A 25362-nucleotide genomic window follows, 5' to 3' on the forward strand; every position below is an offset into this window, starting at 1 on the left:
ACGCTCACGCAGCTCATCGTTGTACTTCTTCTGTGCGGGCATCGCTGGTGTTCCTCCCAGGTTTCGATGTCTCCATCAAACCCGGTGCGGAACAGAGGGCTACCTTGCACGCCTCCAGCGGCGTGAAAACGGTCGATTAGTGCTGCGGTCAGGCCACCACGTTGCCACCACTTCTCCGATGCCCACCCCCCGCGGGACTCCGGATAGGCGCGAGGGTAGCTCTCGCCCCACCGCCACTTGGCGAGGTCGTGCCGCTCAAGCGTGGCAAGTAGACGCCCGGTCATAAGGTAGCTGGCGCCAGCTACCTCGGCGAGTGTGGGCTGTTGGGTCACCATCGGACCCTGCCGGTCAGGGTGATCCCTCATCAAGTACTCGATGATTCGCAGGTGGGGTGCGTCAATGTCAGCCATAATGGCAACCCACAGTTGCTCCTCATCAACGCGTGCGTCGTCGGCAGCCAGCGCGCCAGAGGCGAGAGCACGTCCCAGAGCCCGCACCCGCTCCTCGTACGTCGATTGCGCAGCGGCGTTAAGTGCGCTACCCAGCAACAGCAGCCGAGCCGGAGTCTGCGTGAGCCGGCCGAGGAAGTCTTCAGGGGTGAGAGCCGACGCCTCCACGGCTTCATCCAGCGCTTTGCCTACATTCCTTGCCTGTGCCGCCTGCCACCGGCCTACAGCCTGATCCAGCACTGGTATCAAGCCTGCCGCGGCCAAGCCCGCCAGGGGGTCGGCGAGTGCGACACCACCAGCCGCAATCGCTGCCGATGCCCGAATCGTCAGCATCGCGAGATCCCTAGACTCCACCAAATGATCATTCCAGACGGGCACAACCCCGCGCGGTTGGCGTCACGGTTGCCGGCGCGGTTGAGGCGGTGCCGTTGGTCTTGCCGGACGAGGCCGGATCGGCGCGCCGCGCAGGTACGCGAACGGCACTTACTCTGCAGCCTTTCGGGGTTGTCGCCTTCTGCGGCCAACAGTGCGCCGGCGGTCGACGCCGACGCCTTCGATGGCCATGAGGGTCCCGCCCTGGCCAGACGAAACATCTCTCAGGCGCAGCCAATCGGGCCGCATCGGCGGACCGGGTGTCACCGGCGGACCGCGTTCAGTTCACCTGCACGCGGAAAGCGCGCCATCGCCAATCCCGTCCATCCGTTCGGTCCGCACCTGCCAGCCGCGGCTCGCCGCCAGCGGCCCATGCTGCTGACACCGCCCAGACTCGCCGTCGCTGGCGTTGAGCGTCGTGGCTGGTCACACATCGCCCAGCGGCGGCGCGGACGCAGCGTCATCGGGGCCGAGTAGCCGCAGGACGCCCGTGATGCCCAGGACGCATCCGGGCGTGGCTGCGGCTGGATTGGGTGGGCGAGGGCTTGGACGCGGCGCTTTGATGGCAGCCGTTACTGACTTGCAAGGGCTCGCCGGGTCTAGGCCGCCTGCTGATCTTGCGGGCCGAACTTCCAGGTCCAGTAGAGGCGGTGGCGGCCGAAGGTGCGCCGTTCGCCCTTGAATCCGGCGCGGAGGAGTTTGATGTCGGCGACGGTGCGGATGATCTCCCGCTTGACGGGGATGTCGTCGCCGAGTTCCTGCCACGCCGTCACGGCCTGGTCGCCGATGCGTCCGCGCAGCACGGCGGGGATGCCGGCGTCGGCGGCGCGTTGTTCGTGCTCGGCGATCTGTGCCAGGAGGCCTTTCTCGGCGCGGGCGTAGGCGATCGCGGTGACCTCGCCTTCCTCGCCCAGCTTGCGCCAGTCCTCCAACTCCCCCCGCAGCCGTTGCGCCTCCGCGCGGGCGTGCGCGACCTCCTCGTCGGTGGCGCTGGCGGCGGTGAGGATGTCGTAGACGTCGGGGCGCGACAGCCACGCCACTACCGTGCGCTGCACGTACTCGTCCAGAATCGGAGCCTTCACCGCCGTACACCGCTTGTGCAGGCAGGAGTACACCTGGCCGGTCCAGCCGTGCCGGTTCTGCCGCTGCGACGACAACGGCCCGTCGCACACGCCGCAGCGCACGATGTACGACAGCAGATGCACCGCCCGCGCGGGGCGGGTCGTCGTGCGGGACGGGTCGCCCAGCATCCGCACCACCGACCAGTACGTCTCCTCGCTGACCAACGGGGGCCAGATCCCGTCGCCGACGATCTCTCCGCGCAGTACCCGCTTGCCGATGTAGGCCGGGTTCATCAACTGCTTGCGCAGGATCCCGCGCCGCCAGATCCCGCCCTGCGAGGCGGGGATCCCAAGCCGGTTCAGCTCGGCCTCGCGAACGGTGAGGGGCATGCCTTCGGAGATCTTGCGGAAGTTGTCCCGCACCACCTGCGCGTGCGAGTACTCCGTCACCGTCCCATCCGCCGCCACAGCCGTGCGGATCTCAGCGTCGGGCTCTTGGCGCAGCAGGGCCTTGGTGCGTTGGTCGTAGATCCGCCGGTACCCGTAGGTGATCTTCCCGTGCGGGCGACCGGCCTCGGCGGCGCCGACGATGCCGCGCAGCACGTTGTCGCGGATCGAGTCGGCCATCCACTCCGCCTGCACCGCCTGGAAACCGAGCATCATCCGGTCGTTCTTGTCCCGCAGGTCATACAGGACCCCGCCGACCAGCCAGAAGTACAGGCCGACCTCGTGGCACATGTCGCGGATCTTCACGTACACCGCGAGGTCGCGTTCCTTGCGGGAAATCTCCCAGATCACCAGCACGTCACCCTTGCCCGCCCGGATCTGCTCGATCAACAGCTCGAAGTTCTCCCGGTCCTTCGTCGCGTGCCGGCTCGCCGAGCGGTGGTTGTCGGTGAACGACCCCGCGTCCGTCCACGACCGCTTCGTGATCTCCGCCAGGTTCAGCACGCCCTGGTCGTGGACGCTCTTGCCCTGCTCCTTCTTGTCCTGGCTGGCGCGCTGATACCGCAACGCCCGCACATCCGCGCCACCGGCCAACAACGCGTCCTTGCTGTCGAACCGGCCCCGATTCCCCGACCGGGCCCTACGCCGTACCATCAGACCGTCCCCTTAGATCGACGTTCGTGTCGGCAACATCGACCCTAGCTTCTAACGATCCTTGACCGTGCCCACACGGCAGCCGAGGCGGGCCGCGGTCTCGGCTTCGCTGTGGTCTTCGTAGTAACGCAGCACGAGCACCGCGCGTTGGCGTGGGGTCAGTCGGTCCAACGCCTGACGCATCATGATCGAAAGTTCCAACTCCGGGCCTGCCGGCGCTTGCAGCTCGGGCACCTCGGCGGTAAGTGTCTCGACAACCCTGATCCGCCGACGGCGCCACCAGCTCACGAACTGTGTGTACAAGGCACGACGCACATACGCGGCCGGGTCGCTAATCTTGTGCCAGCGGACGACGGACCGGGCGAGCGCGGATTGCACAAGGTCTTCGGCATGATGTCGGTCACCGGTGAGCAGGTACGCGGATTTGATCAAGGCGTCGGTCTCGGTTCGGACGAAGTCATCAAACTGCCGCCGCGCCTCATCTTGCTGCTGGGCCACTGCGCCTCCCTCACCTGCTATGACGCCGCACCGAGCACTGATGGAGGGAAGCGCACAGCCACCAAGTCGGCTGAACACAGCGTGCGGCTGGCGCTAGAGGACGAGCGTCTGCCAGTAATCCATGATCCCTCCTGCTGGGCTGCAGCAGGCGGCCCTCTGATACGGCCGACCCTGGCCTGCTGGCGGCACTCACGCCGGCATCGGCCAGGCCGGCGAAGGCCGGGATGCGGTTGAATTGCAACGACGGAAGTGGGCCGCGTGCCCGGCACGTGCCCGTTCTGTTGGTCAAGAGGGGTCAGCAACGGCATGCACCGACCGTCGCCCGCCCGCACGGCGTGGTAGGGAGACCAGGTCGCCCGTTGTCGGAGCGGTGCCGGGGACAAAGTTCAAGGCACCTTCCAAACTGACGGTGTACCCCATTCGCTTTGTGACGGGGACGACCCACCGGACCGCAACGTCCCGGCAGCTAAGGGCTTGCGGGTGTGTGCTGCCAGGATGACGAGCCTTGGCCCCCTGGATCGGCCTCCAGGTTACGTCGGGCCTATGCTCCGCCGGTTGGTGCGCTTGCAGCGAGGAACGGAGAGCGCAAATGGATAGTCGACACGCGGATGTCGTGGCGCGCAGTGAGAAGTTGTTCGCGGACCTGAGCTCCCGGCCTGAGTCCTAGGACGACCTGCGTGCGTCGCTCCCAGAGTTGAGTGAGGCGGCCAACGCAGGTAGGCATGACGCGCAGGCGCTGCTTGGCGGCATCTGCTTGGACGTTCTCGGGGACACTGGCAGCGCCCTCCGTTTGTTCGAAGCGTCCGCCGCAGGTGGGTGGCCAGCTGGGCTTCGCGGGTTGGAACACATGCTGGCTTCGGGCGTCGGCGTCGAGCCGGACCTGATACGCGCAAGCGCGCTGTTCGAACGGGCGGCGGCTGCGGGTGACGCGTTCGCCGCGTTCAACCTGGCTTCGATGCTTCGACGAGCAGCCGGTGACGGGGACCGGGTGGTCGAGCTGTTGCGCCAGGCCTCAGCGGGCGGGGTGGCGGAGGCGTCCCTGATGCTTGCTACGCGGGCCGCCGACCGGGGCTTTGAAGCTGAGGCACGCGGCCTCTACGAGCTCGCGGCGACTCAGGGGTCCGCCGAGGCGATGCCTCTGCTTGCCGTGCGGTATCGGGACGGGATTGGCGGGGCGGTGAGCCGAGTGGAGGCCCTGCGCTGGTTCCTCAAAATGCTTGACCACGGTAATGGCGACGGTGTCCACGAGGCGATGTCGCTCGCCCGCATGATGCACCCTACGGACATCCTCCGTGCGGCCGAACTCGCCGGGCGATCAGCTGACGCGCCCATGCGAACCGGAACCCGACCGCCATGCCCCAGATGGACCTGTTCGCAACCAGTCGGACAGGCCGGGACGTGAAGGACGCTCGTCGTACGAGCACCCACCGAGCACCCAACCATCCACAAGGGACGGAAAACCAGAAAGGCCCGACCCACATTACCGCAGGTCAGGCCTCTCATGATCTTGCGCGCCCGAAGGGACTCGAACCCCTAACCTTCTGACGCTTCTATGTTTGTCAAGGTCGGGTTGGCGGTGTCATGGACCGGTTGAGCTGCCGGTAGAGCTCGCGGGCGATGTACCGCTTGAGGCATCGGCGGATTTCTCGTGGCGTCTTGCCCTGCGCGGTGCGTCGCTCGATGTAGGCGCGGGTTCGGGGACAGCTGCGTATTCGGGTGAGCGCGATGGCATGGATAGCGCGGTTCAGGGCTCGGTCACCGCCGCGGTTGAGCCGGTGTCGCACGATCCTGCCGCTGCTGGCGGGGATGGGGTTGGTGCCGGCCAGGGCCGCGAATGCAGCTTCGTTCCGGCATCTGCCGGGATGGGAGAAGCTGACGACGGCTTGCGCGGCACTGACCGGTCCGACGCCATAGCGGGCCGTAAGACCGGGGGCGATGTCATCGACGATGGCGAGCAGCTGTTTGCGGTTGGCGTCAAGCTGGCGCCGGGCCTGCTGCAGCGCGAGCGCAAGACGCTGGATCTCCGCATGACGCACAGCCTGGTCGCGGCCGGCCGCAGCGGGCAGCCCACGTCCGGCGAGGTCCGCCAGGACTGTAGCGGTCAACGCGCCACGTGCTGTCCGACGGTCGGTGTCGTCGCCGGCCAACAGCAAAGCGCGCAGCCGGTTGGTCTGCCCGGTACTAACCGCCACGATCTCCGGACGTGCGCCGAGCAAGATGCGCAAGGCCTCCCGGTCACCGTCGGCGCGTAGACCCGGCAGCCGGTCGGCGTCCAACCGCAGCGCGGCCAGCACCGCCAGGTGGGCGTCGATCGGGTCAGACTTACCCCTGCCGCGGCGCTGTCTACGGGCAGGCTGCTCACACTCGATCACCAGCAGGCCAGCGGCCGACAGCGCGCGGGCCAGCCCTACCCCATAGCTGCGGCTGCCTTCGAGCGACACGGCCACACGCAGTCCCGGCGCCAGCCCGGCGACCGCGGCCAGCAGTTGGGTGAACCCGGCGCTGTCGTTACTGATACGCATCGTCGCGATCGGCGTTCCGCGGGCGTCCGCGATCTCTACCTCATGGTTGTCCCGGTGAGTGTCGACTCCGATGACGGCGTCTACCACCTCTGCCAACATGGGCATACGGCTCGTGCTCCTTCCAGGGTTCGGGCCGAAGGTCGGCACCGGCCTGGGTGGAGTCACCGAGCGGCACATCTGTGAGGGGTCACGCCATCGGCGGACAGGCTTCTGATCAGGCCAACAAGGTGGGCCAGGGCCGGTGCCGGCGACCGAGGACAGGTCAGAAGAAGGGCACGCACACGCGGCCAGATCCGTAGCGAGTCACCCGGTACGCCGGCACCGATCCTGGCGGCAGTCCACCCAGAACCACCGCAGTGACACTCACAGATCCGTAGGGCGCACTCATCCGAATAACACTCTATGCCAAACCCGGTTCGGCCACAACCTCCACAGTCCGCTCACGTCCGGCTAGGTTCTGGCTGGTCCAGGTGCTGCGTGTGGCCAACATCCGTAATCATCGATCGGCGAGGAGGTCTCGGGATAGCCGTGAAATCCGGCTGGGTCCTGGTACGTCCGTGCCAGTTCCCCGACGTCCGAGCAGCCACCGGGCAGCCATGGATCGCCACTCACGCCGCACGTGTGGCGCGGCTCGGCCTCACCCCCGGCGCCAGCGGCCCGTATCTCGTCCGCCCCGATAGTCACATCGGCTGCCGGGCCGGCGGCACGACCTGACCGGTCTGGTGACCTACCTGCAAGGCTGGCTCCGCGCGTAACTGCTCTCACGACCGCCCTCGAGTAGCTGCAGCCCGCCGGTCAGCCCCGGGAGCTCACTGCGCGGCGGTATCGGCGGCCTGTCTGAGCGCCTGGCGCAGGCGCCGGATCGGTGGCATACCCGAAACGCCGGTGTCGTCGCGGTAGAGCCGGCACGCCATCGCCGGACGGCGGTTTGCTTCGGCGAATGGATCCCGACCGTCGACGAGGACGCTGGGCGAGCCGAGGAAACCGAGTTGCTCTGCCTCAGCCTGGCTGGTTACCAACCGGACGGTGATCCGCACCGTCGACAGGCCCACCTCGTCGAGCGCTCGGCGCACCACGGCGGCGGCCGGTCCTTCGTTCGGGCAGTCCTCAACCACCAGCAGCTCCACCTTCACCCGCCCATCGTGCCCGGCAGCCGAAGGGGTCGGCCAGTACTGGCGGGCGAACCGTTCGGCGAGCAGCGGCAGGTAGTTCGGGATGCTGCTGCCGGCGGCTCCTGGCCAGACTTGGTTTCACGCCGCCTTGAGGGCAGCAGGCTCAGCCAGGCAGGCGCCGGTGCTGTCGATCGCGGCGGTCGTGTCCACCCGATCATCCACCGGCCCCGACACGCCGACAGCCGCTATGGCGCAGATCACGTTTAGCCAACGCTCAAAATCCACTGTGGCAAGTTATCCACAGGATGCGACCACCTATCCACATCCAAGGATCGAACATCTGTCCAGCAAAGTCCCTGGCCAGAGACACAGTCGCATACCATGCGTAACGGCCACGCTGAGTTATCCACCGCTCTACACACAAGTCCTTCCACAAGATGGCAGGCCAGCGGGTGCCGTGCGAACCAACATCTTGGGTGATGACCTGCTTGAGATGCGACTACGCAGCGTGCTCTACTGCTGAAACACGACGACCCGGCAAGGTGCCGGGTCGGGCACCTCATCCGGGTCGGCGTTCTACTTGGCGGTAGGTCGGCGACGATACCACTGTGCCCCGGTTTGTGCGAGCGGACCGGGGAGAGTGAGTCCTTTCTGGGGTGCCGTGTGCGGACCTGGAAGGACTGAGCATGGCGAACCGAGCCATGGGGCCGGCGACGCCGGCCGAACCCAAGCGGCATACCGCTGAAATAAAGATCGCCGGAAGCGTTCAAGTGCATGTCGACGTTCCCGACGAGTGGGCGCTGATCACGACGGTGGGTAAGCACCTTGTCCGGCGCCTCCATCGCCCCGGCTTCTCGCTGGCTGGCGAGGCGGAGTCGGTCTCGGTCGGTCGCGGGGACCGGCTGCTCCGTCTCGATTCCGGTCTCGTCATCGTCAACCGTGCCGAACACGCGCCGGCGGCCAGTGAGCGCGTGCTCGTCAGCCGGGTGCCTCTGCGCGAGGTCACGGATGGCGCGTCCTTGTCGCGCGATGACCTGCGCTGGGCCACTGGGGCATCGCCGCAGCCAACCGCTGCGGATCTGACGGCGGTCAGGGACAAGGTTCTTGAGTCTTGGCGCGATCAGTTCCGATTCCGCGACGCTACTGGTGAGCGGCGTGGACTGCGCGGTGCGCAGCTAGGGGCGCTGCACGGACTGCTGGCGCACTGGAGCGTCTCGGACGAGACGGCTACGGTGGTCCTGCCGACTGGCACCGGTAAGACCGACACGATGATCGCGTCACTGATCGCGGCAAGAGCCGCGCCGCTGCTGGTCGTCGTGCCAACACGATCGTTGCGCGGACAGATCTTCCGCAAGTTCGTCACGCTCGGGGTGCTGCCCGAGGTCGGCGTGGTCCCAGCGGACATTGCCCTGCCGACGGTAGCCCTGCTGCAGGGTCGCATCGTTGACCTTGCTGAGGCCGATACTCTGCTGGCCGGCTGCCACGTGCTGCTGACCACTATGGCCGCGATCGTGAAGAGCCCGGATGAGGTACGCGAGAAGCTGGCAACCGAGGTCAGCCACCTGTTCATCGACGAGGCTCATCACGTTCCGGCCCGGACCTGGTCCGACTTCCGCGAGGCGTTTCCCGCCCGACGCGTGGCGCAGTTCACCGCGACACCGTTTCGGGGGGACAACAAGCTGGTGCCGGGCCGGGTCGTATACCGGTATCCGCTGCGCAAGGCCCAGCAGGATGGCTACTTCCAAACGATCCGGCTCCGGCACGTCTTCGACTACGACCCCGGCGAGGCCGATGCGAAGATCGCGGAAGCGGCTGTCGACCAGCTTCGGCGTGACCTCGCCGATGGTTTCGACCATGTGGTGATGGCCCGGGCTGCGACCATCGCTCGGGCGGAGATGCTCGTCGAGGTGTATCGGCGAGTCACTGACCAACCTGTGGTGGTCGTGCACAGCCGGATGGGAGCCCGTGACCGGAAGGCGGCGCTGGATGCTGTCGCGTCACGGTCAGCCCGGATCGTCGTCTGCGTGGACATGCTCGGTGAGGGCTACGACCTACCGGCGCTGAAGGTCGCCGCGCTGCACGATGCCCACCGGGGGCTCGGCGTGACGCTGCAGTTCATCGGGCGGTTTACCCGCACCGCCGAGGGCATCGGTCCGGCAACCGTCGTTGCGAACACCGCCGACCCGAAGATCAGTCAGGCGTTGGAGGAGTTGTACTCCCAGGACGCCGACTGGAACGTGCTTCTTCGGGACCTCACTGACGGTGCCGTCGGCCGGCACCTGCGCCGGGCCGAGTTCCTCGACGGCTTCGACGACGCGCTCGGCAACATCGCCATGCAGAACATCCAACCGCGGGTAAGCGCGGTGGCGTACCGCGTCCCCGCTGGTACCTGGCACCCGCGGCGGCTCGTCGATGCGATAGGCGCAGACCGGTTGCACTTCTCGTCGATCAACGCGGCCGAGAATGTGGCCCTCGCCGTCCTGCGTGAGCGTGAGCCGGTCAGATGGGGCGAGATCGGCACGCTGCAGGACGTCGTCCACGACCTCGTCATCATGTTCTTCGACCGCCAGAACGGCCTGCTGTTCGTGCACAGTTCCGACACCCGCCGGTACCACCGCGACTTGGCCGAAGCGGTGGGAGGAGAGGACGTCGAACTCGTCCAAGGCACGCAGGTGTTCCGGATCCTGCACGGAATTAACCGGCTGATCATCGCCAACCTCGGGCTGCGACACGCTCTGGGCCGCTCCGTGCGCTACACCATGTACGCCGGCGGCAACGTCCACGAAGGGCTGACCGAGCAGAACTTCCACAACAAGATGACCTCCAACCTGTTCGGGTTCGGGTTCGCCGACGGCGACCGCGCGAGCGCCGGATGCTCCTACAAAGGCCGCATGTGGTGCTACCGGATCGCCGAGGACATCTCCGAGTGGGTCGCCTGGTGCCGACACGTCGGCCGCAAGTTGGTCGACGCGTCCATCGACCCGGCGGCGTTCCTCCGCACGACCATGCGGGTCGAGCCGATCACGACCAGGCCGGAAGGGCTGGTTCCGCTGGCCATCGAGTGGAGCGCCAACGTCTGGATCCGCAACGAGGACACCCTCATCTTCCGGTTCGGCGAACACACCACGACCTTGCTGGACGTCGGCATCGACATCGTCGACCGCTCTGCCGACGGCCCCCTGCGCTTTCGCGTGTACACGAACGAGCAGGAGTCCCGCTTCGAAGTCGTCCTCAGCGAGCGCGGCGCCGCATTCACCCAGCTGTCGGGTCCTGCCGTCGCCGTCCGCCACGGCCGAACCTTCATCCCGCTCGCAGCCTGGCTCGACGAAGAGCCGCCGATGATCCGGTTCCACGACGGTGCGCAACTCGTCCGAGACCTACTCATCTCGGCCCCCACCGTGGAGCGCCCATTCGACGACAGCCGGATCGACGCCTGGGACTGGACCGGTATCGATCTGACCAAGGAATCCCAGCGAGCCGAACGCCGACCCGACTCCATCCAACGACGCGTCATCGAGCACCTCATGGCCCAGCCCTACGACATCATCTTCGATGACGACGACACCAACGAGGCAGCCGACATCATCGCCCTCCGCGTCGCTGACGAACGGCTCGTCGTCCGCCTGTTCCACTGCAAGTACGCCCACGACGGCCGACCAGGCGTCCGCGTGGGCGACCTCTACGAAGTCTGCGGCCAAGCCCAACGCAGCGTGCACTGGAAGGGCGACCGAACTCGCCTCATCCAACACATGATCCACCGCGAAAGCCTGGCCCGCCAACGCCACCGCACCCGCTTCGAACGCGGCAGCCTCGAACAGTTGGCAGCCATCGCACGGCGCCTGCGCGACCTCGACCCCGACTTCGAGATAACCATCGTCCAGCCAGGGCTACAGAAAAGCAGCATCAGCGACGGCCAGCGAGATCTGCGGATGAGTCCGGCTGGAGTGGCGAGGCGCTGTTCCAGCCGGCCGAGCAGTACATGACCATTGGCTCGGTCGCAACCGATGACAGCGACGCCGCCATGGTGGTGGAGATCCTGCGTCGCGATGCCGGGATCCAGCAGGCCGGCGAGCTGAAATTCGGCCACTTCGCCGGCCGGAGCGGTGCCCAGCGGCGACGGTTCGACGTGCTCACCGCGACGCTCCGGTCCGGAGGCGCACTCCGGTGACGTCGAGGACTCCCTTGGCGCCGGTGTCGACGTTGCGGATCCGGACGCCGGCGACGGCGCCGTCGTGGCCGCAGATCTCCTCGACGCTCGCCGGCTCGCCGCTAGCCGTCGGCCAGCCATTCGTGAACGTCGCATCGATCCCCCGCCTGTCCTAGGCTCCGTCCATGACGCGATCCGGATCATCGGCGCGCCGCCGGGCCGGTGTTCCGCGCCCTCGCCGACCAGCTGCGCAGCCTGGAGCAGGCACTGCGCGCGACGGACCAGCAGAAGGCCGTCACGGCCATGGAAGCCCTGCGCGGCCTGAGCCCGGACGTGGAACGCATGCAGGACGCCGCCAAGGGCGCCGAGGAGGTGGTCACCATCGCGCCCGCCCGGTGGAGCCGACGGCAGGAGTTCGAACGCTACGACTGGGGCGTGCGCCACCTCGTGCATGTCATCGACGACAGCCAGGACCTCGCCCGACGCGCCGCCACCGCCCTGCAGTACCGCGAACGCCTGCCCGACGACCTCGCCACAGCCGTCGCCGCGTTGGCCGACGCCGTGGACCAGTTGCACCGCGACGTCCGGCAGGCCCGGCCCCACGACCAGACCCGCCGCATCGCTCTGCACGCCGCCGCCCAGGCCGGATGCGCGCAAGCCGCAGGCCTGGACACCTTCGGCGCGGCCGTGGCCACCCAGATACGCGTCGCCGCCAGCGACATGCTGCGCACCACCGGCTGCTCCATCGACGCTGCCAACCGCCGCGTCCGACTGGCCACCCACCTCGGCCGAACACGCAACGGCCGTCACGGGGGCTGACTCGGCGAGGTGACAGCTGTCCCAGCGCTACCGGTCGGCTGGAGGGTCAGTCGCACTCGGCGTCGTGGGCGGTACGGCAGCACCGATGGGCTCAGGCTTGTCGAGCACCGTGCGGTCGAGACTGACCTGCGCCGTGCCGGTGCCGCCGACCCGGATGTCGTCGTACGCCTGGAGCTGCTGGTCCGGGCCGAGGTACAGCACGGACATGGCCAGCGGGGTCGGCTCGTCGCCTTCGAGTCCGCGCAGCCCTGCCCCGCCCGTCGAGCCCTGCACCGCCAGCCGCGTGGTCATCCCCTCGGTGGGTGGCAGTAACGTCACCTCTCGGCGGTGGGTGTGACCGGCGAGCACGAGCGGCGCGACACCGTTGAGCGCCGGCGCGGACGCCGGGTCGTGCACCAGCGCGATGTCCACGGGCGTATTCAGGCCGCGGATCGTGGTGGCCAAGAGGTCCCCGGTGCCTTCGACCGTCGTCGGCGACTCCTCCCAGGGACCGGAGGCCGCGTCCCTCTTGTCCGGGGTGAAGCGAGGATCCGCGATGCCGGCGATGGTCACCCCGGCCACGACCGTGACCGAGTTGTCGAGCACGACGGCGTTCGGCTGGCCGGCCACCGCGGCCGCGGTGCGGGGCGAGTCGTGGTTGCCGCGGATGTAGACGTACGGCACGTCGAGTCGGCCGATCATGGCGACGTAGTTCGTCTCGGGTTCGCTGCCCCAGTCGGTGATGTCGCCGGTGTCGATCACCGCGTCGATGTCGTACTGCTCGATGACGGTCTGGATCACCGGCCAGGCGGCCGGGTTCAGGTGCAGATCCGAGACGTGCAGCAGTCGGGTGGTGTCCGGGGACGCCTGGTAGATCGGCAGGCTGGACACGGTGGCGTACAGCTTGCCGACGTTGCCCGCCAGCCGTTGCAGTTGCTCGGCGTACCGGCCGTAGTCGTCGGCGATGCGCTGGGCGTCACCGATCAACGCGGGGGCGTTGGCGAGCAGTCCCTCGTAGCGCGGCTCCGCCAACGCCTGCGGTCGCAGTGTCACGGCGGCCACGCCGAGGGTGCTGCCGGTGATCAGCAGGGCAAGACCGCCGGACCAGGCGACCCGGCGGACGGACCGGAGGGTCACGGCCGCGAGCAGCATCGAGGCCAGGACCGAGACCCCGAGCGTACGCAGCCCGAGGCGCACCAACGCGTCGCGCAGGTCCTGCGGCGCGGTGTCTCCGGCCTGCGCCAGGGCGGCGGGATCGTTGATCAGCGCTTCGGTGCGCCGTTGGTCGAGTGAGTCGAGGCGGACGGTCAGCTGGGCCGGGCCGTCGTGACTGTCGACGAAGAGTGAGCCCAGGGGCGGCACCGCGACCTCGGTGCCTCCCTCGGTGCCGAGGGTCAGGTGGAACGCCACCCGGAAAGGTCCGACATCGCTTTCGCCCCGGGCACCCAGCAGGACACCGACCGTGACACCGATGACGGTGACGGTCACCAGGGCGGCCGCGGTCACGATCCGCTTGGACCACCGGGACCGGACGACCCTCCTGGCGCCCGTCGTGGTGCGCCGTAGGACCGGTAGCACGACTCGGTAGGGCAACCGATGGGCACCGGGATGTGGGGTCACGGCGGGTCCGATCTGTCACGGGAAAGGAGGGCGGCGGGAGGCGCCGTACCGCGGCTCGGGGGGTACCGGCATGCGTGGGGAGATCCGTGAGACTGTCAGGCTACCTGCGGCAATGAGCACCGGCCAGGTCGCGTCGGTGGGCGCAGCGCCTCTTCCGGCCGTCGACCCGCGCCGCCGGCGGGATCGTCACGCAACCGTCACGGCTTCGCGGTCATAACGCCATATGCGTGGCAAGTCCTTCAGTCGGCGACACAACGGAAGGGAGGCGCGGCGGATGAACGGGCGGTCCGACCGGGTATGCCCGGCGCTGGCAGCGCTGACGGCGGTGGCCCTGTCCACCGCCGGCTGCACAGACCCACCTGCGGCGCCTGCACCGAGCCCCGAGCCGGCGCCGACCACCCGACCGGGAACGGTCGCTCGGGCGCAGGTGGGCGACCGGCTCACCGTGACCGCCACCGTCGATCGAATCATCACCGACACGGCCTTCGTCATACGCGACGTGGACCTCACTGACGGGACCCTGCTCGTACTGTCGGCAGGCGCGTCCGCGCCAGCCCCACCGCACCTGGTGACCGTGCAGGGCACCGTGATCCGGTTCGCCCATGGTGACCTCGCCGACCGCTACGCCCTCGGGCCGTCGGGACCGTACCAGGCCTTCAAGGGCGGGCCGGCACTCGTCGCGCAGGCGTTGACGGCCTGGTAGGGGACCACCCCAGCCGCTTACCGTAGGCCAACTCCAGCCCGATCGAAGGAGCAGGATGACAGTCAGTGCGGTTCTGGGCGCCATCGCCGTCGGTCTGGTCGCCGGCGCGCTCGGTCACCTGGCAGCGCCGGCGCGTGAGGCCATTCCGCGCTGGCTTGCCGCGATCCTGGGCGTCACCGCAGCGCTGCTCGCCACCGTCCTCGCCGCACTGAGCGGAATCGACGTCCGCGGCATCGGCCTTGCCGGCGTCATCGCCCAGGCGGGCTGCGCCAGCCTCACCGTCATCCTGATCACCACCGGCACCGGTTATCGCTCCTCCCGTTAGCTCCCGCTTGAAGACGTTTCCGGGACTCTGCCGCTGGCGGCTGCCTATGGTGGAAACGACGTGACGGCCCCCGCATCGCCGGTCGCCACCGGAGACGATGGGCACTAAGCATGGAGCGGTTCCTGGAGGCGGTCTGGGACACGAGCAGCGTGGGCGGTCGCCTCGTGACCAGCCTCGTGCTGATCGTGCTGGCCCTCGTGATCGCCGTGCTGGCCGGACGCCTGGCCACCCGCCGGGTGGAGGACACCACCAACCGGTACTACCTGCGCAAGGCGGTGCACTACCTGACCGTCGTGGCGTTGCTGTTCGCGCTGGCCCTGCTGTGGCGACCGTTCGCCGGCCGGGTCGGCGTGGTCTTCGGTCTGCTCGCCGCCGGCCTCGCGCTGGCCATGCAGGAGGTCATCGGCGCGTTCGCCGGGTGGATCAGCATCCTCACCGGCCGGCAGTACCGCGTCGGCGACCGCATCCAGATGTGTGGCGTACGCGGCGACGTCCTGGACATCACTCCGCTGCGGACCCGCATCCTGGAGAGCGGCTCCTCCTCCGACCCCGAATCCTGGATCCGCGGCCGCCAGTACACCGGACGGGTCGTGTCCCTGTCGAACCGCCTGGTGTTCACCACACCGGTCTACAACAGCAGCACGGTGCTGGACCATCTGTGGGAGGAACTGGCCCTGCCCGTTCCCTACGAGGCCGACTGGCACCTGGCGGAGCGCATCCTGTGCGAGGAGGCGCAGAACATCTCCTCGACGGTCGAGGCGCGGCGCGCCATCGAGCAGATGCGTCACCGCTACCCGGTCGCCGAGGCGGAGGTCGATCCTCGCGTGTTCGTCCGCGCCACCTCGAACTGGGTCGAGCTGTCCGCACGGTTCGTCGTGCCGGTGCGCGCCGCGCGGCAGGTGAAGGACCAGGTCACCCGGCGGGTGCTGGACCGCTTCGCGGAGAGCGGCATCCGGGTGGCGTCGATAACGCAGGACATCACCATCCACCCACCCCAGGCCTCGCAAACCCTCACCGTTCAGGCGGACAACCGGTGACGGTCGCCGCCCTTCCCCGGCGGACTACGACGACCGTCGGGCGTACCAGCGCCGACCTGGCGTGGCGGTGATGCCGTGCGCCACCGTGCTCGCCACCACCACCAGGCTCCCGGCGGCCCACAGCCGGGGGTCGCGGGCGCCCTCCTCCTGACTGTGGGTGAGATAGAAGAGCGCCGACACGCCGATCGGCCCGAACCAGCCCAGGAACACCGCACTCCGCCAGGACATCCGCAGGGCAGGCTTGAGCGCCAGGACCACCGGCAGGCGGCGCAACACCAGCACCGCGGCCCCGAACGCCGCGAGTGGCCAGCCAAGGTCGAGCCAGTCCTGCCACGGCACCTCGACGCCGAGCAGGAAGAACAGCGGCAACACCAGGTAACGGGTCAGCGCGTCGTCGAGCCTCTGCTCCGACGCCCGCGACTCCTCCCCGATGATCGCGTTGTAGGCCAGGCCGGCGACGAACACCGCGAGGATCGCGTCCGTGTGCGCCACCCGGGCGACTCCCAGGGCCGCGACGGCGAGGACGACCGTGAAGATCAGCAGGGAGCCCTCGTCCACGTCCTCCCGGGCCTCGGCCGCCATGACGGCCCGGCCGGCGGCGAAGCCGACCGCCACGCCGACCACGACGGCCCCCAGCACTCCCCACACCGCCTCCCGCACGTGGCCGCCGAAGGACCCGGACGTCACGGCGGACAGCGCCAGCACGACGAAGACGAACGCCAGCCCGTCGTTGGCGCCGGACTCGCCGCTGATCACCTGGCGCAGGCGACCCGGCAATTGGCGCTCGGCCGGCCCTCCCGACACGACGCTGGAGGCCAGTACCGGGTCCGTGGGCGTCAGGCAGGCGCCCAGCAACACCGCCAGGGCCACCGGCAGGCCCAGAACGACCCATGCCAGGCCGGCGCTGACCACCGCCATACCGGCCATCGCGACGGCGAGGAGCACGCTCACCGGACGGATCACCGACCGGTACGCCGTCAGCGGGAACCGCAGCGCCACCGCCATCAGCGAGATAGCCAGCAGCACCCGGCTCGCCTCCAAGGTCAGGACGGACGCCTGATGGTGGGACAGGTCGATCATCCCGAGGACCGGACCGGCCAGTACGCCCACCAGCAGCGCGAGCAGCGGCTCACTGACCGGCACCCGCCGGATGGCGCTGGACCAGAAGGCCAGCAACACCCCCACGACGCCGACCAGGGCGTAGCTGAGGTGCAGCGTGTTCATCCCCGGCCGCTACCCTGTCGTGCCAGCTTCACACTCGTGTGGGCTGCTGCCCGGAGTCGGGCAGGCAGCGGAGATGACCCGCTACCGGTCGTGCTGCACATCGGCGAGGCTGCTGCCGTCGCCCAGCCGAGATCGGGTGATGATGCTCAGCGTGCCGTCGGTCTCCAATACGACCGCCGCGAGGCTGCCGACATCGCCCACCCCCTGGCTCCGGGCAGCCTGCCGGATCTCGCTCTCGGTCACCCGCAGCCGCCGCATGGTCGCGTGCCGCATCTGCCCGTCACGTAGCAGGATGGTCGGTCGCGCCTTGATCAGCCGCTGCGACGGCGGCCAGCGCACGCCGATCAGCGCGACACCGTACTGCAACGCCACCAGCAGCACCAACGCCAGAATCCCCTCGACCAGGGAGACATCGCGGGACAGCAGGATCGTGGCCAGGGTCGAACCCAACGCGACAGTGACCACGAGATCGAACGCGTTGAGCTTGGACAGGGTCCGCTTACCGGACAGCCGCAGGATCAACACCAGCGCCGGATAGACGACCATCGCGACGACAGCCAACCTCAGCAGGTCGGCGGGGTTTCTGAGCACCATCGTGGTGCCGTACCCGCGACGCCCGTCTGGCACGCGTAGCCAGCCTGACCGTAGGCCGCACCGGCGGCCCGGAGAAGAAGACGGCCGTACGCGTTAGCGGTTTCCCGGACGGGTAGGGGCGCCAAACCAGCCGCACAACGGGCGCACATGCCGCATCTTGGGTACGAGCCGCTCACCTGCGAACAGGGGACGTCATGCACACTCCACGCCGTCGAAGCACCCGTCCGGAGGCGCCGCCCCGCCTGCGCAGGTACCGGCGGCGCGCCGCCGGTGTCGTCCGGATGCTCCTCGCGCTGGTCCTGGCCGGGGGTGCCTACACCCTGTTCGCGCCTGCCGCGCAGGCGCAGGAGGAGCCGGGTATGAGCGCCGCCGCGGCCGAGGGCGAGGCGCTGTTCGAGGTCGGTTGTATCACCTGTCACGGTCGCAGCGCCGGGGGTGTCGAGGGGCGCGGCCCCAGTCTGATCAACGTCGGTGGCGCGTCGGTGGAGTTCCAGGTGGGCACCGGACGGATGCCCCTGGCTCGTCAGGAGGCCCAGGCGCAGCGCAAACCCCCGCTGTACACCGACGAGCAGGTACGCCAACTCGCCGCGTACATCGATTCCCTCGGCGTGGGGCCGGTGGTTCCGGACAACGTCGACGAGCTGGTCGACGACGCCGACCTCGCTCGTGGCGGCGAGTTGTTCCGGATCAACTGCTCGCAGTGCCACGCCTTCGGCGGAGGGGGTGGGGCCCTGTCCTCCGGCAAGTACGCCCCCAGCCTGTACCCGGCGAGTGACCGGATCATCTACGCCGCCATGCTCAGCGGCCCGCAGAACATGCCGATCTTCGGCGACAGCACCCTGATTCCGGAGCAGAAGGCGGACGTCATCGCCTACATCCAGCAGGTCATCCAGACCGACCACGATCCCGGCGGATTCAACCTCGGCCGCTACGGTCCCTCCACCGAGGGGCTGGCGATCTTCCTGGTCGGCATCGTCGCGCTGGTCTTCGCCAGCCTCTGGATCGCGGGCAAGTCATGACCGAGCACCGCACCCAGCAGAGCCGTGAACCGGTCGACGTGACCGATCGGGCGCTGTCCCGGTTCGAGGTGGTCCGCGAGGGTGCCCGCCGCGACGACATCGAGATCGTCCACTACGAGCCCCAGGTTGCCGCCGGTTCCAAGGCGGAACGGCGGCTGGTCCGCACCGTCGCGGTGCTCTTCCTCACCGCGGGCCTCGCCGGCATCGCGTTCCTCGCCGTCTTCATCTGGTGGCCCTGGCGCTACCGCCTCCTCGGCGAGATCGAGGAGTACTACACCCCCCTGCTGGGGACGACGATGGGCATCGCCCTGCTGGCCGTCGGGTTCGGCATCCTCGTCTGGGGCAAGAAACTGCTGCCCAAGGAGGTGTGCATCCAGGACCGCCATGAGGGCGCCGTCTCCCCCGACGACCGGGTCATCACCGGGCAGACCAAGCTGCACATGGCTGACGAACTCGGGATCAGACGTCGTCCCCTGCTGGGTGTGTCACTGCTCGCGGGCCTCGTGCCCGTCGGCGCGGTCGCCGCCGCCCCTCTGGTCGGCGGTCTCATCTCCGACCCGCACAAGGACAACCAGTTGTTCCGTACCGGCTTCGCTCCCGCTGACGAGCAGGGCGCCATCACCCAGATCCGGTTGGTCCGCGAGGACGGCCGGCCGGTACGCCCCTCCGATCTGCTCCCCGGTGGGCAGGTCACCGTCTTTCCCGGATCCCGCACGGCGTCAGCAACCAGTACGCCGACTCGGTCACGCTGCTGATCCACCTACGCCCCTTGGACGCCTTGCAGGCCCGGGAGAACAACCGCGACATCGGGCGGGTGGACTGGATGTGGGGCAACTACATCGCCTACTCCAAGATCTGCACCCACGCCGGCTGCCCCGCCAGCCTCTACGAACAGCAGACCAACCGCCTGCTGTGCCCCTGCCACCAGTCGCAGTTCCTCATCACCGACAACGCCAAGCCCATCTTCGGCCCGGCCAGCCGGCGCCTGCCGCAGCTGCCCATCGAGGTTGATGAGGAAGGGTTCTTCGTCGCCACCTCCGACTACCAGGAACCGATCGGGCCCGACTTCTGGGAACGGCCCTGACCCTCCCGCCGCCACTCGACTTCCCGGTGCGCCGGCAGCCGACCAGGCCGACCTCAAGGAGGAGGCATGACCGGCGGTCCGGGGCCTGCTGGCCGCGCTGGGCGACGTCAACCAGACCGTCGCCGACCCTGATCAGGACGTCCGCAACAGAACGGTCGTCGATGTTGGCGGTGAAACGCTGGGTACCGTCGACGAGCTGCTGATCGACACCCGCACGCACCAGGTGCGGCTGCTGCGCGTCACCCGTGGCGGTGTGCTGGGTCGGCAAGGCGACGACGTTCATCCCGGTCGAGGCGATCAGCCGGGTGACCGACGCCGAGGTCCACGTCAGCGTGTCCCGGCAGAAGGTCTCCCAGGCGCCCGTCTACGACCCGGATGTCGTCGGTGACCAGTCCTACTACGAGACGCTGTACGGGTGCTACGGGTACCTGCCGTTTTGGAACCCGACCTACCCGGTGGTGCCGCCACGACCGACCCCGTGACGATGCGGGGGTCGGCGGTCGAGCTTGGCGGAAGCGGTAGCGGCGGCGCGCATCCTCGGTCTACGGGTCAGGAGCCGGCACGTCGGTCGTGCCCCACCGTGCCGGCCCCGCGCCGCCCGGATGGGGTCACGGCGTCGGCCATGTCCACGAGGTCGGCGACGAGTCGTGGCCTCTCGTAGGGCAGCATGTGGGCGCCGGGGACGTGCACGAGCCGTCCCCGGCGGGCGATGGAGGCCAGGTGCCGGCTCCACCGCGCCGGGGCCAGGTGATCCTGCTGCCCGCGTACCACGAGGGTGGGTGCGCTGACCTGGGCCAGCCGGCGCGCCAGCGGGTATCGACGTCCCTCACGGAGCTGGGCCGCGGCGTGCCGGATGCCGGAGCGGCGCAGGTCGCGCAGCGCCAGCGGCACCACATCGGTCGGCTCACGCAGGGCCGTCATGGCCCACCGTGTCAGCAGGGCCGGTAGTCCGCTGCTGGCTGGGGTGGCGGTGGGACCGGTCAGGATCAGGGCGTGCACACGGTGGGGGTGCCGGACGGCGAGTTCCACGGCGAGGTGGCAGCCGAAGGAGTTGGCCACCACCACGGCCCTTCTCACCGTGGCGGCGGATCACCCGTTCGGCGAGGTGTGCCAGGGCCGGCCAGGGCAGCGCGGCATCGGGATGCGGGCTGCGGCCGAAACCGGGTAGATCCGGGGCGATGACCGGTCGAGTGTGGGCCAGCAACCGCGCGGTGGGAAGGACAGCGGCGGAGGAGATGACCAGTCCGTGCAGGAGGAGCGTCGGGGTGCCGCCGTGGTGCAGTCCGGTGCTGCGGAGGTAGAGGCGGGCCCGTCGATGGTGGTGGGCCGGCCGGTGATCATGGGCGGATCCCCGCGTCGACGGTGTCCGGGGTTGATCGCGGTGTCGCGGCCTGCAGCGGGGCGACGATGCTCCAGCAGGCGGTGAGCCAGCAGGCGGCGAGGAGGACGCTGCCGGCGATGTCGAGCGGGTGGTGCACGCCCCAGTACATGCGGGCAGCCGCCACGTAGGCCGGTGCGGCGACGGCCAGCGCGACGGCGGCCCACCGCCACCAGCGGGAGGTGAGCTGCCAGGTCAACATGGCCACGGCGGCGTACAGGCAGATCGTGGCGGCCACGTGCCCGGACGGGAAGCTGGCCGTCGGGGGGATCTCCGGCCCGATCTGCGGCACGGCCGGCCGGGGCCGGCCGATGAGCGTGGAGGAGACCAGAAACAGGGTGACCTCGCCGATCATCACGACGGCGAGGAACAGCACGGGCCGCCACCGGTGGCAAAGGGCCAGCAGCAGAGTGGCGGCAGTCAAGGTGCCGGCGAGGATCCAGTGGGTGTTGCCGAGCCTGCTGCCGACCATCGCGACGGGATCGAGCATCGGGGCGCGGTGAGCGACGATCCACTCGACGACGGCAGCGTCGGCCCGGGTCAGCGCCGTGTCGGCGAGGACGGTCGTGAGCAACCACCCGGCGGCGGCCAGCACGGCGACGGTTCCCGCCCAGGCCGCCAGTAGGCGCGTCGTCGACCTGCGGGGACGCGGGAGGACAACCTCGTCGGCGGGCGCGGGGCGCAGGGCACGAACGGTTCGCGGAGCCAGGCCTTCCCTCGCGGTGGCACCGAGGCGGGTTGAGGTGACGACACGGCCGTACGCCGCACTTGAGATTGCCAGCCACAGCGCGCCGAGCAGCCATCCTGCGGCCAGGTCGCCGGGCCGGTGCCCGTCCAAGGCGATGCGCGCCGCGCCGACCGCTACGATCAGTGCCGCCAGCACCCCGGTGAGGAGCCGATGTCGCGGTGGCGGCACGGCCGGCAGGAATACCAGCAGCAGCATCCCGTACGCGACGACGGTGGCGGCGGCGTGTCCGCTGGCCACCGGCGGTGTCACCGCACCGGTCAGCAGCAGGGCGGCGCCGCCGGTGGCCGCCACGTAGCCCGCCAGCGCGTACACGTGGCGGATGAGCAGGTACATCGTCGTGAGCGCGGTGACGCGGACGAGCAGGGTCGGCCCGCCGAAGTCGGCCAGCCCTCGCAGGGCCTCGATGATGGTCGCAGGCTGCGAGGACATGCTGGGCGGCGGTGTCGGTAGTGCGGGATCCGCGTAGTGTCTTGCCGTCGACCGCGATCGCCCGCTGTGTGCCGGGGTGGTAACCGCGGCACGTGAGGCCAGCCAGCAGCTGATGGCCGCGGTGAGCAGGTCCGGGTCCAAGGCCTGCAACAACCGGCGGATCATTGCTTCCGATGGGCGCCGGTCCGGAGCGATGCCCGGCGCGAGCGCGGTCGGGACATCAGCGACCCACTTGGCGATCGCGGTGTACGAGCGGTAGCCGGCCACCACGGCACAGACTGCCGCGGTCACCACGACCGTCAGCCGGTGCCGCACACCCCGACGGGCACGGGGATCGGGGAGATCCACCAGCGCTGCGGGGGCGGCCCAGCGGCGGTTTCCGGCACGGTGATCGCCGGTGCGCCGGACAAGGACGAGATCAGCGATGATGGCAGAGCGGGCATGACTCACTTCGGACGATCAACAAGGCGTAGGAAACTCGATGATCATCTGAACCGGTCAGCCCACCCTGCTACCACCAGTAAGGGCGCGTCTACACCAACCACATCAAGCCGGGCACTCCACGACTTTGCCGAGGCCCTGGCGTGAGATGTGCTCGTGGCTCAGGATGAGGCACCAACTCGGCACGTCGCGCCAAGCGGTCTCCCAGCACCCTGCCGTGCTGGGAGACCGCTTGGCTGGTCGAGAGCCGACCCGGAGCGCCGCGACAAGTTCCATGACCTGAACACAGCACCGCTGAAGCGCATCGCCGAGCGGTGGATCAGACCCGACGAATCGGAGGGCAAGTCATGCCATTCGATCGCCGGTCAGGTGTCGGGCTACCGGATCATCGTTGACCGGCACGCAGAGCCGCCGCCCAGCGCCGTCCCGGCGTCGGGTCGACCCCGAAGCGCTCGGCGTAGCGTTCGTGAATTTGCTCCCATGGCTCGTGTGCTTCCTCTTCGGAGAGGTGCTCGCCGGTGAGATGGGGCTCGAGCCGCAAGAGGTAGGTCTCCCAGCCGGTTGCGGTCTGCGCTGAGGGAAGGTCGTCGATGACGTGGGTAAAGATCAACCGGCAGCCGTCTCCATGAGCGGACAGCTCGAAGCTGTACGGCTGGTCGGCGTAGGTCCAAGCCAGGCGATTGGGTGGATCGACCTCAGTCACCTCGCCGGTCGCACCGGCGGCCTCGAAGGTCTCACCCGTCGCCGGTGTCCAGTCGGGGGCTGCGGGAAACCAGCGCTCCAGCTCTGCCGGTACGCTGATAGCCCGCCACACGCGCTCGACTGAGTGGGCGAGCGTGCGTTCGAAGCGCAGCGCTGGGCGGCCGTTGATGGTTTCCAGGGTTCCGTGGATCATGGGTTCCCCTCCGGGTGTCGCTTCCAGGGCTCCGTCGGTCATGGGTTCTCCTCCAGGTGTCGTTCGAGGGCGTCGAGGCGCCTCGACCAGAACGCGCGATAGGGCTTTAGCCATTGGTCGACCTCGGCGAGTGGTTCTGGGCGCAGCGCGTACAGACGCCTCTTGCCATCCGCGCGCACCACGACGAGCCCTGCCTCGCGCAACACCTTGAGGTGCTTGGACACGCCGGGCTGACTGAGCTCAAGGCGCTTCACCAGTTCTCCGGCCGGCTGCTCACCATCACGCAGCAGGTCGAGAATCTGTCGGCGGTGCGGCTCAGCCAGGGCGGCATAGGCGCTCATGCGCTCATATTACCAAGCGGCTATATGAATGTGCAACCCAGAGCTTGAGTTAGCGACGGGTCGTCGGGATCCTCGCTGCATACGGCGGCATCTTCATCGCCGGCTCCTTCGCCAGGGAATGATCATGGACGGTCACCGGCCGGACCGGTGAAGCACCGCCGGCGCCTCCACTGCCTCCCCGGAGTCGCCGTGATCATGTACGCATCACCCAACAACACCGAACTCGCGATTGCCCGCAAGACTCTGCTCAGCCTGACCGGCCACGCCGATTCGGCGGCACCCGCTGACCCGACCATCGCCAGCCCTGCTTACCAGCAGATCCTCGCTGTCTTCTTCACCGCCAGCAGCGCGATGCGTGCTAGTAGTGCTTTGTTAGGTCGTTGTGGCGTGTCGCTTGTCCGGGGATCGTGGTGGTGTTTGGCTGCGGTGCGTGGGTGAGCGGGAACTCGCTCGGGTGCGCGGGCAGTTGGAGGACTTCGCGGCGGGGTTGCGGCGGTCGGATCAGCGGGCGACTGGTCTGCGGTATCTGCGTGGGCTGATGCTGGACGGCCGGCGTAAGTCGATGCAGCCGATGGCGCAGCGGCTTGGGGTCGATCACCAGCAGTTGCAGCAGTTCCTGACCTCGTCGACCTGGGATGTGGCCGGTGTGCGACGGCGGTTGGCGACGGCCGCGGTGGACGTGGTGACGCCGCGGGTGTGGGTGGTCGACGACACCGGGTTTCCCAAGGACGGCAAGGCCTCGGCGTGCGTGGCCCGGCAGTATTCCGGCACGCTCGGTAAGGTCGCCAACTGCCAGATCGCCGTCACGGTTCACGCGGCGACCGACGCCGCCTCGGCGGTGCTGAACTGGCGGCTGTTCGTGCCGGAGTCCTGGGACGAGAGCTGCTTGCCCGGCCCGGGTGGCAAGCCCGCGAACGCGCACGCCCGCAGGCTGCGCCAGCAGCCGGTCACCCTCGACGCGGCCGGGGCGAAGAAACCACACTCGCGTGTGCGGCTGCCGCCGGCCGAGCAGATCAACCAGATTCGCCGGCGGCGGGCGGCGTCGAAGGTCCCCGACACCGAGCGGTACCGGCCGAAGTGGCTGATGGCCCTGGAAATGCTCGACGAGCTGGCCGAGTGGGGACTGCGCCCACCGCTGCTGACCGCCGACGCCGGCTACGGCCAGGTCGCCGAGTTCCGCCATGGACTGACCCAACGCGGCATCAGCTACATCGTGGCGATCACGTCGTCCACCACCGCGCAACCCGGCGACGCCCAACCCGTCGAGGTGCCCTACGCCGGAGTCGGCCCGCATCCCACACCGCGCTACCCCCAGCCCGCCCGCAGCCTGAAGGACCTCGCCCTCGCTCACGGCGCCGACGCGGCGTGTCTAGGGCGTGTCTTGTGGATCTTCGGGGATGGGTTCGGTAGATAGATTCCCGTGTCGCGACGTCATGAGTTGACCGATGACGAGTGGGCGCTGCT

At 68.8% G+C, this 25362-nt stretch carries 23 protein-coding genes and 4 pseudogenes; 12 read left to right on the forward strand and 15 right to left on the reverse strand.

The features are described 5' to 3' along the window. From AB0873_RS28885 to AB0873_RS28895, 3 genes are all read right to left on the reverse strand, one after another. A partial coding sequence (locus tag AB0873_RS28885; protein WP_366603647.1) for a hypothetical protein occupies positions 1–782 on the reverse strand: 782 nt, incomplete at its 3' end. 638 nt (positions 783–1420) lie between these two features. Then, the gene (locus AB0873_RS28890; protein ID WP_366603649.1) at positions 1421–2983 is read right to left on the reverse strand and encodes a recombinase family protein; all 1563 of its coding nucleotides are present in this window, start codon (positions 2981–2983) and stop codon (positions 1421–1423) included. Between the two features lie 51 nt (positions 2984–3034). Beyond that, the gene (locus AB0873_RS28895) at positions 3035–3481 is read right to left on the reverse strand and encodes a SigE family RNA polymerase sigma factor (protein WP_366603651.1); all 447 of its coding nucleotides are present in this window, start codon (positions 3479–3481) and stop codon (positions 3035–3037) included. A gap of 838 nt (positions 3482–4319) precedes the next feature. Here AB0873_RS28895 and AB0873_RS28900 point away from each other — a divergent pair. Further along, positions 4320–4883 (forward strand): hypothetical protein, encoded by a 564-nt coding sequence (locus tag AB0873_RS28900; protein WP_366603653.1) that lies wholly within the window; start codon positions 4320–4322, stop codon positions 4881–4883. A gap of 157 nt (positions 4884–5040) precedes the next feature. On the opposite strand, the gene AB0873_RS28905 is transcribed toward AB0873_RS28900, so the two are convergent. The 3 genes from AB0873_RS28905 to AB0873_RS28915 all read right to left on the reverse strand — a co-directional run bounded on the left by AB0873_RS28905 (position 5041) and on the right by AB0873_RS28915 (position 7400). After that, positions 5041–6108 carry a transposase gene (locus AB0873_RS28905; RefSeq protein ID WP_366603654.1) on the reverse strand — a complete coding sequence of 356 codons (1068 nt, stop codon included), beginning with the start codon at positions 6106–6108 and terminating at the stop codon, positions 5041–5043. Positions 6109–6812: 704 nt separating this feature from the next. Continuing rightward, positions 6813–7136 (reverse strand): hypothetical protein, encoded by a 324-nt coding sequence (locus AB0873_RS28910; protein WP_366603656.1) that lies wholly within the window; start codon positions 7134–7136, stop codon positions 6813–6815. Between the two features lie 117 nt (positions 7137–7253). Next, entirely contained in the window at positions 7254–7400 is a 147-nt protein-coding gene (locus tag AB0873_RS28915; protein WP_366603658.1) for a hypothetical protein, read from the reverse strand. 401 nt (positions 7401–7801) lie between these two features. On the opposite strand from AB0873_RS28915, the gene AB0873_RS28920 reads away from it, so the two are divergent. Next, positions 7802–11098: a DEAD/DEAH box helicase family protein gene (locus AB0873_RS28920; protein ID WP_366603660.1), complete on the forward strand. Its 3297-nt coding sequence runs from the start codon at positions 7802–7804 to the stop codon at positions 11096–11098. Continuing rightward, positions 11095–11283, forward strand: a complete 189-nt coding sequence (locus AB0873_RS28925; RefSeq protein ID WP_366603661.1) for a hypothetical protein — start codon at positions 11095–11097, stop codon at positions 11281–11283. Before AB0873_RS28920 ends, AB0873_RS28925 begins: the two co-directional genes overlap by 4 nt. Here AB0873_RS28925 and AB0873_RS28930 read toward each other — a convergent pair. Continuing rightward, positions 11273–11374: pseudogene (locus AB0873_RS28930) on the reverse strand (thioredoxin-disulfide reductase); the annotation flags it as partial. The gene AB0873_RS28925 and the pseudogene AB0873_RS28930 sit on opposite strands and share 11 nt — an antisense overlap. Positions 11375–11484: 110 nt before the next feature. Here AB0873_RS28930 and AB0873_RS28935 point away from each other — a divergent pair. Next, positions 11485–12081, forward strand: a complete 597-nt coding sequence (locus AB0873_RS28935; RefSeq protein WP_366603663.1) for a hypothetical protein — start codon at positions 11485–11487, stop codon at positions 12079–12081. Between the two features lie 27 nt (positions 12082–12108). On the opposite strand, the gene AB0873_RS28940 is transcribed toward AB0873_RS28935, so the two are convergent. Next, a complete protein-coding gene (locus tag AB0873_RS28940; RefSeq protein WP_366603664.1) occupies positions 12109–13638 on the reverse strand; it encodes a metallophosphoesterase in 1530 nt (509 codons plus the stop codon). A gap of 316 nt (positions 13639–13954) precedes the next feature. Between AB0873_RS28940 and AB0873_RS28945 the strand changes: the two genes are divergently transcribed. The 3 genes from AB0873_RS28945 (at position 13955) to AB0873_RS28955 (ending at position 15745) form a co-directional block, all read left to right on the forward strand. Then, positions 13955–14383 (forward strand): hypothetical protein, encoded by a 429-nt coding sequence (locus tag AB0873_RS28945; RefSeq protein ID WP_366603665.1) that lies wholly within the window; start codon positions 13955–13957, stop codon positions 14381–14383. A 55-nt stretch (positions 14384–14438) separates the two neighbouring features. Continuing rightward, entirely contained in the window at positions 14439–14708 is a 270-nt protein-coding gene (locus AB0873_RS28950) for a GlsB/YeaQ/YmgE family stress response membrane protein (RefSeq protein ID WP_366603667.1), read from the forward strand. A gap of 110 nt (positions 14709–14818) precedes the next feature. Then, positions 14819–15745, forward strand: a complete 927-nt coding sequence (locus tag AB0873_RS28955; protein ID WP_366603669.1) for a mechanosensitive ion channel family protein — start codon at positions 14819–14821, stop codon at positions 15743–15745. 24 nt (positions 15746–15769) lie between these two features. Here AB0873_RS28955 and AB0873_RS28960 read toward each other — a convergent pair whose 3' ends face one another. Next, entirely contained in the window at positions 15770–16969 is a 1200-nt protein-coding gene (locus AB0873_RS28960) for a cation:proton antiporter (protein ID WP_366603670.1), read from the reverse strand. 81 nt (positions 16970–17050) lie between these two features. Next, positions 17051–17530 (reverse strand): YetF domain-containing protein, encoded by a 480-nt coding sequence (locus tag AB0873_RS28965; RefSeq protein ID WP_366603672.1) that lies wholly within the window; start codon positions 17528–17530, stop codon positions 17051–17053. 227 nt (positions 17531–17757) lie between these two features. Between AB0873_RS28965 and AB0873_RS28970 the strand changes: the two genes are divergently transcribed. The 3 genes and pseudogenes from AB0873_RS28970 (at position 17758) to AB0873_RS28980 (ending at position 20148) form a co-directional block, all read left to right on the forward strand. Next, a complete protein-coding gene (locus tag AB0873_RS28970) occupies positions 17758–18582 on the forward strand; it encodes a c-type cytochrome (protein WP_366603674.1) in 825 nt (274 codons plus the stop codon). Next, a pseudogene (locus AB0873_RS28975) lies at positions 18579–19666 on the forward strand (Rieske 2Fe-2S domain-containing protein). Before AB0873_RS28970 ends, AB0873_RS28975 begins: the two are co-directional and overlap by 4 nt. A 245-nt stretch (positions 19667–19911) precedes the next feature. Then, positions 19912–20148 carry a hypothetical protein gene (locus AB0873_RS28980; RefSeq protein ID WP_366603676.1) on the forward strand — a complete coding sequence of 79 codons (237 nt, stop codon included), beginning with the start codon at positions 19912–19914 and terminating at the stop codon, positions 20146–20148. A gap of 67 nt (positions 20149–20215) precedes the next feature. Here the strand turns inward: AB0873_RS28980 and AB0873_RS28985 are convergent, their stop codons facing one another. The 5 genes and pseudogenes from AB0873_RS28985 to AB0873_RS29005 form a co-directional block, all read right to left on the reverse strand. Next, entirely contained in the window at positions 20216–20728 is a 513-nt protein-coding gene (locus AB0873_RS28985) for a hypothetical protein (protein WP_366603677.1), read from the reverse strand. Positions 20729–21003: 275 nt separating this feature from the next. Beyond that, positions 21004–22221, reverse strand: a complete 1218-nt coding sequence (locus tag AB0873_RS28990) for a phosphatase PAP2 family protein (protein ID WP_366603683.1) — start codon at positions 22219–22221, stop codon at positions 21004–21006. Positions 22222–22380: 159 nt separating this feature from the next. Next, positions 22381–22671 (reverse strand): annotated as a pseudogene (locus tag AB0873_RS28995) (transposase family protein); the annotation flags it as partial. A 376-nt stretch (positions 22672–23047) separates the two neighbouring features. After that, complete coding sequence (locus tag AB0873_RS29000; protein ID WP_366603679.1) at positions 23048–23599, reverse strand: SRPBCC domain-containing protein; 552 nt, start codon at positions 23597–23599, stop codon at positions 23048–23050. Continuing rightward, a complete protein-coding gene (locus AB0873_RS29005) occupies positions 23596–23898 on the reverse strand; it encodes a metalloregulator ArsR/SmtB family transcription factor (protein WP_366603681.1) in 303 nt (100 codons plus the stop codon). The genes AB0873_RS29000 and AB0873_RS29005 overlap by 4 nt, the downstream gene beginning before the upstream one ends. 189 nt (positions 23899–24087) lie before the next feature. On the opposite strand from AB0873_RS29005, the gene AB0873_RS29010 reads away from it, so the two are divergent. Together AB0873_RS29010 and AB0873_RS29015 are read left to right on the forward strand one after the other, a co-directional pair. Continuing rightward, complete coding sequence (locus tag AB0873_RS29010; protein ID WP_366603682.1) at positions 24088–24336, forward strand: hypothetical protein; 249 nt, start codon at positions 24088–24090, stop codon at positions 24334–24336. Continuing rightward, positions 24329–25261: pseudogene (locus tag AB0873_RS29015) on the forward strand (transposase); the annotation flags it as partial. The gene AB0873_RS29010 and the pseudogene AB0873_RS29015, both read left to right, overlap by 8 nt. Positions 25262–25362: the final 101 nt, after the last annotated feature.

The organism is Micromonospora sp. NPDC047707 (genome assembly GCF_040704235.1).
Taxonomy (GTDB): Bacteria; Actinomycetota; Actinomycetes; order Mycobacteriales; family Micromonosporaceae; genus Micromonospora.